The 5705-nt window shown below is 58.0% G+C and carries 6 protein-coding genes; 2 read left to right on the top strand and 4 right to left on the bottom strand.

Annotated features, from left to right (window positions below; translation table 11 throughout):
* Positions 1-93 precede the first annotated feature (93 nt).
* Positions 94-1503, bottom strand: a complete 1410-nt coding sequence (gene ccoG / locus FEM54_RS22605) for a cytochrome c oxidase accessory protein CcoG (protein ID WP_138453129.1) — start codon at positions 1501-1503, stop codon at positions 94-96.
* Positions 1504-1687: 184 nt separating this feature from the next.
* Complete coding sequence (locus tag FEM54_RS22600; protein WP_017139130.1) at positions 1688-1927, bottom strand: DUF3203 family protein; 240 nt, start codon at positions 1925-1927, stop codon at positions 1688-1690.
* A 120-nt stretch (positions 1928-2047) separates the two neighbouring features.
* Between FEM54_RS22600 and FEM54_RS22595 the strand changes: the two genes are divergently transcribed.
* Positions 2048-2545, top strand: coding sequence for an MgtC/SapB family protein (locus tag FEM54_RS22595; RefSeq protein WP_017139129.1), 498 nt, complete (start codon positions 2048-2050; stop codon positions 2543-2545).
* A gap of 8 nt (positions 2546-2553) precedes the next feature.
* Here the strand turns inward: FEM54_RS22595 and FEM54_RS22590 are convergent, their stop codons facing one another.
* A complete protein-coding gene (locus FEM54_RS22590) occupies positions 2554-3102 on the bottom strand; it encodes a hypothetical protein (protein ID WP_017139128.1) in 549 nt (182 codons plus the stop codon).
* A gap of 177 nt (positions 3103-3279) precedes the next feature.
* The gene (locus FEM54_RS34105; protein ID WP_017139127.1) at positions 3280-3447 is read right to left on the bottom strand and encodes a hypothetical protein; all 168 of its coding nucleotides are present in this window, start codon (positions 3445-3447) and stop codon (positions 3280-3282) included.
* A 203-nt stretch (positions 3448-3650) separates the two neighbouring features.
* On the opposite strand from FEM54_RS34105, the gene FEM54_RS22585 reads away from it, so the two are divergent.
* Entirely contained in the window at positions 3651-5639 is a 1989-nt protein-coding gene (locus tag FEM54_RS22585; RefSeq protein WP_138453127.1) for an alpha-1,4-glucan--maltose-1-phosphate maltosyltransferase, read from the top strand.
* Positions 5640-5705 lie beyond the last annotated feature (66 nt).

The following is a 5705-nucleotide window of genomic DNA, read 5'->3' as shown; positions in this document are numbered from 1 at the left end:
ATGGCGCCCGGTCTGGCACGGATGATGTTGAATGTGCCACCGTCATCGCAGGCAAGCCAGCTCCCACACTTGATCTTCTGTGTGTGTTGGATATCAACGATTCAACGGCGCCACAAAGCGACTGTCCGCTGCACTGTAAATCCACGGTTCATCCACATCCACAACCTTGAAGCGCAAGGTCTGCGAGCTGCTCGCCGGTTTATCGGCCAGCAACGCCACCGACACCGGCACATCGCTGATTTCCCCCGGCGCCAGGCTGAGCCGGGTCTTGCCTTGCAACTGGAAGCCCTCGGCGTCCACCAGTTCCAGGCGGTAATCCTGGCGCTGCTGGGTCTTGTTGATGACCTTCAAGCTGTAGATGTTTTCGATCAGCCCCTGGCTGTTTTCACGGAACATGCCACGGTCCTTGGTCACGTCCAGCGACACCATTGGTCGTTCAATCAAGGCCACCACCAAGGCGGCGATCATCACCAGCAGCACGGCACTGTAGCCGATCAGGCGTGGCCTGAGCAGGTGCGTTTTGCCACCTTGCAGTTGATGTTCGCTGGTATAGCTGACGAGACCACGGGCATAGCCCATCTTGTCCATGATCGAATCGCAGGCGTCGATGCATGCGGCGCAGCCAATGCATTCCATTTGCAGGCCATCGCGGATATCGATGCCGGTGGGGCACACTTGCACGCACAGTTGGCAGTCGATGCAATCCCCCAGGCCAACCTGCGCCGGTTTCACCTCGCGTTTGCGCGGGCCTCGGCTTTCGCCACGCGCCGCGTCGTAGGAAATGGTCAGGGTGTCTTTGTCGAACATCACGCTCTGAAAACGTGCATACGGGCACATGTGCATGCACACCGCTTCGCGCAGCCAGCCGGCGTTGATGTAGGTGGCTGCGGTAAAAAACAGCACCCAGAACAGGCTCACACCGCCCATCTGCCAGGTCAGCAACTCACTGGCCAGCGGGCGGATTGGCGTGAAGTAGCCGACAAACGTCAGCCCGGTCAGCACGCTGATACCCAGCCATAGCGTATGTTTTGCCGAACGCCGCGCCAGTTTGTTGAGACTCCAGGGTGCCGCTTGCAGTTTGATGCGTTGGTTGCGTTCACCTTCGGTGACCTTTTCACACCACATGAACAGCCAGGTGAACGAGCTTTGCGGGCAGGTGTAGCCGCACCAAACGCGGCCGGCAAATACGGTAATGGCAAACAGGCCGAAAGCGCAGATGATCAACAGCGCCGACAGCAGGATGAAATCCTGGGGCCAGAAGGTGGCACCGAAGATGTGGAATTTGCTTTCGGCCAAGTCCCACAGCACGGCTTGGCGCCCGGACCAGTTCAGCCACACGGTGCCAAAAAACGCCAGGAACAGCACAGCGGCACCGCCCACACGCAAAGTGCGGAACACGCCGGTGAAGCTGCGGGTATGGATCAGGTTGTCACTGGATTTGGCCTTCACCTTCTTTGGGTGTATGGGCTCAAAGGTGTCCACGGTTGTGATTCTTTCGCTCATGGTCGTTCGCTCATCAGCCTCCATCAGGCCAATGAACTATGAACTTCACGCTGTTTGCATAACAGACTCAGGTAGGTCGATAAAAAGCGGATCAGATGGGCTTTCTATACGTCACTGTGACAATGTGCTGCACCCCGTAGCGCCTGGGGTGCAGCTGGCTTGTGCGCGGGTTGATACAGATCAATCAAATCACCGAATCACTGTCGGTCGCCTTCAAGTGTTTGCGACCGTCCCTGGCACCGGCGACGGTCAGTGCGTCCGCTTCGGCTTCAGTGATGTAGACCCGATCGCCTTTTAACTCTACAAAAGACATGGATTTGGCGCTGTCGGTACTCACCGTCACACCCGTGGCGGGCAGGGCGTATTCCTGGCCGTCGTCAGCGACCTTGAAAAAGCACGTTTGATTGTCGATACGTACAGGCATGGTGCTCTCCTTTTTATGGGCAGTCATGGGTTAGGGCGTCGCGCAGTGCCAGGTGTTCCAGGCAACTGACTGGCGGTCGGCGCTGTCCATCCTCTAACCACACTAAAACGGATAACGACCATGGACGCCTGGTGGCAAGAAGTGCTTCAAACCCTGCATGCAGAATTTGCTGACATCGCTGATGCAAAGCAGCTCACTCAGATAACCGTTCGCCTGCTTATCGCCGCGATCCTGGGCGGTATCCTGGGGTTTGAGCGTGAGCAAAAGGGCAAGGCGGCGGGGGTGCGCACCCACATGCTCGTGGCCTTGGGCGCTGCACTGTTTGTGCTGGTGCCGCAGATGTCAGGCAGCCAGTCGGACGCCATGAGCAGGGTCTTGCAGGGGGTTATCGCCGGGATCGGCTTCCTGGGTGCCGGCACTATCCTCAAGGGCAAGGAGGATGAAGAGGGCCAGCACGTCAAAGGCCTGACCACCGCTGCCGGGTTGTGGATGACCGCCGCCATTGGCGTGGCGGCAGGGGTTGGGCGTGAATCAACGGCGGTATTGAGTACACTGCTGGCGCTCGTTGTACTTGGCTTAATGCCCAAAGTCGTCAGGCTCTTCGAGAAGGAACGTTGAGTCCATGATCAGTGAGCCTTCATCCTTGATTTAATGTGTGTTGGGTTGAGCGCCTCGGTGATGGTGTTCATATCCATCACCGTTTGGGCTGTGTCCTTCACGCACCCATTCAGGTGCTCGAATGCTCCGGCCGTGCCTTTGAAAAACTCATAGACATGGCGAAAGCCATAATCGTCCTTACCCGATATCAACTTTAACAGTAAGGCGATTTTCTGTTTGTCATAGGCTGCCTGATAGTCGCTGAAATAAAGTTGGGTGGATAATTTTACGCAGGCCTCGTCACTATTTTTTTGCAGGAACTTGCCGATGTCCGTCAGGAGGTGAGCAACTTCCTCGGCGTCTGGTTCTTTCAACATGGAGTCGACACTTTCCTGGCTGAAATGCATGCGCATTTCATTGAGGACTTTACGCGACTTCAGGTCGTTGGGCGCACGCAAGACCTGGGCGATGTCCTCCTCTGTGAGGCTTGCTTTAAGCTCGGTGAGATAACGCCGGCTGACGGAAACGTCTGAATGTACGTGTTGGTGGCGGCTTTGCTTCACGTGAATGTCCGACATGGTATTAACCTGCTCGCGTTTAAGAGGGGGTAAATGAAATGTGCTCAAGTAAGCGCGTGTGGGACTGTAGCAATAGGCGCACAGGCGAGATGTAGGCTATTTCACCTGTGCGCGCAGGTTAATGCGTTTTTAAGGCAGGCATCCTGACGCGAGTACGCGTGTGAGTGATGGCGTTGATCAACAAGGTTGAACAATCACCGGCGGCATGGTTGTGGGCGGTTCCTCCACGGGTGGCGGCAGGTTTTCCGGTGGTTCCTTCTCCGGGATCGGTTCCGGTTCACTCGGCGGCAGCGTTGGGTTGTCGATATTCGGGTCCGGGGTTTCAGCCGGGATCGGGATATTCATCGGTGTGGCCTCCTTTGTGCTTTGCTCTATCGGTGGACAACCGCCGGGCAGGTTTGATTCCCGCCCAATGGCGGCACATCCACCTGAACTTTTCCGCGCAGCCCAGGCTCGGACCTATTACGGCCCTGCTCAGGGAGAGCGTCGCCGTCTCAGAATTCGGATCAAGCAAAGAGCGTCCACAGGGCGTAAGGGGAAGATGCTCGATGACTGCTGAAACACTGACTCCAGAAGACTCCATATTGCCGCTGTCCCAGGCCTTGTTGTTGCCAAGGATCGCGATTGAAAGCACTACGCCCGTCATAGATGGCGGCGAATTTGCTGTGAAGGCCGTGGTGGGCCAGCGCGTCACCGTCACCAGCAAGGTGTTTGCCGACGGCCATGACAAGCTCGCCGTGCTGATCCGCTGGCGCCCGCTGCAGGACGAAAGCTGGCACAGCGTAGTGATGACGGATGTGGGCAACAATGGCTGGGAGGGCGCGTTTACCGTGGCCCAGCAAGGCCCGCACGAATACTGCATCGAAGCCTGGATTGATACCTTTGCGAGCTTCTGCTACGAACTGCGCAAAAAACATGAGGCCGGTGTGCCGGTCAGCCTTGAGCTGCAGGAAGGCCGCAGCCTGGTGTTGCAGGCCGCCGAGCGCAGCGACAATGAGTTACGCGACCGCTTGATGCTGCTGCACCACGAGCTGTCGGGCTTGCTGGAAACCGAGCAGGTCGCGCAGTTCTTGCACGAAGACAGTGCACATTTGATGACCCAGGCCGACCACCGCGCTTACTTGAGCATCAGCACCGTATACCCGCTCGACGTGGAGCGTGAGGCCGCACAATTTGCCAGTTGGTACGAGCTGTTTCCGCGCTCGGTCACCGACGATCCGGCGCGCCACGGCACCTTTAATGACGTGCATGCGCGGCTGTCGATGATCCATGACATGGGCTTTGACGTGCTGTATTTTCCGCCGATCCACCCGATCGGCCGCAGCCATCGCAAGGGCAAGAATAACTCGCTGACCGCAGGCGCCGATGACCCCGGCAGCCCTTATGCGATCGGTAGCGAGGAGGGCGGCCATGAAGCCATACACCCGCAGTTGGGCAGCCGCGACGACTTCCGCCGGCTGGTCAAGGCCGCCGCCGAGCATGGCCTGGAAATCGCCCTCGACTTTGCCATTCAGTGCTCCCAGGACCACCCGTGGCTCAAGCAGCATCCAGGCTGGTTCAACTGGCGCCCGGACGGCACGATCAAATACGCCGAAAACCCGCCGAAAAAATACCAGGATATCGTTAACGTCGACTTCTATGCCGCCGACTCTATTCCGAGCCTGTGGACCGAGTTGCGCGACATTGTTATAGGTTGGGTGCAAGAGGGCGTGAAAACCTTTCGCGTGGATAACCCGCACACCAAGCCGCTACCGTTTTGGCAATGGCTGATCAGTGACGTGCGCTCCAGGCACCCGGAGGTGATCTTCCTGGCTGAAGCCTTCACCACACCAGCGATGATGGCGCGCTTGGGCAAGGTCGGTTATTCCCAGAGCTACACCTACTTCACCTGGCGTAACACCAAGGCCGAGTTGAGCGAGTACTTCACACAGTTGAACGAATCGCCGTGGCGCGAGTGCTTCAGGCCGAATTTCTTTGTCAATACCCCGGACATCAACCCCGGCTTCCTGCACGAATCCGGGCGCCCGGGCTTTCTCATCCGCGCCGCCCTGGCCACCATGGGCTCAGGCTTGTGGGGCATGTATTCGGGGTTTGAACTGTGCGAAGCGGCGCCGGTACCGGGTAAGGAGGAATACCTGGACTCGGAAAAATACGAAATCCGCCCCAGGGACTTCACCGCGCCCGGCAACATCATTGCCGAGGTCGCCCAGCTCAATCGTATTCGTCGGCAGAACCCGGCACTGCACACCCATCTGGGCTTGAAGCTCTATAACGCCTGGAACGACAACATCCTGTACTTCGGCAAGCGCAGCGATGACGGCAGCAATTTTATCCTGGTGGCGGTCAACCTTGACCCGTTTAACGCCCAAGAGGCCCATTTCGAATTGCCCCTGTGGGAGCTGGGCCTGCCGGACGACGCCCAGACCCAAGGCGAAGACCTGATGAATGGCCATCGCTGGACCTGGTATGGCAAGAACCAGTGGATGCGCATCGAGCCGCAGATGCCATTCGGGATCTGGCGTATCACCGTCTCCTGAGCCTGACAGGGATTAACTGTCAGGGATCAACGGTGGGAGCTGGCTTGCCTGCGATAGCGGTGGGCC

Origin of the sequence: Pseudomonas edaphica, assembly GCF_005863185.1 — a bacterium.
GTDB classification, from domain to species: Bacteria; Pseudomonadota; Gammaproteobacteria; order Pseudomonadales; family Pseudomonadaceae; genus Aquipseudomonas; species Aquipseudomonas edaphica.
This window is presented reverse-complemented; position numbering and strand designations above follow the sequence as displayed.

Coding starts and splice junctions, on each gene's coding strand:
- FEM54_RS22600 (WP_017139130.1), bottom strand. CDS start 1,927: ATGCCTGTACGTATCGACAATCAAACGTGCTTTTTCAAGGTCGCTGAC.
- FEM54_RS34105 (WP_017139127.1), bottom strand. CDS start 3,447: ATGAATATCCCGATCCCGGCTGAAACCCCGGACCCGAATATCGACAAC.
- FEM54_RS22590 (WP_017139128.1), bottom strand. CDS start 3,102: ATGTCGGACATTCACGTGAAGCAAAGCCGCCACCAACACGTACATTCA.
- FEM54_RS22595 (WP_017139129.1), top strand. CDS start 2,048: ATGGACGCCTGGTGGCAAGAAGTGCTTCAAACCCTGCATGCAGAATTT.
- FEM54_RS22585 (WP_138453127.1), top strand. CDS start 3,651: ATGACTGCTGAAACACTGACTCCAGAAGACTCCATATTGCCGCTGTCC.
- ccoG (WP_138453129.1), bottom strand. CDS start 1,503: ATGAGCGAAAGAATCACAACCGTGGACACCTTTGAGCCCATACACCCA.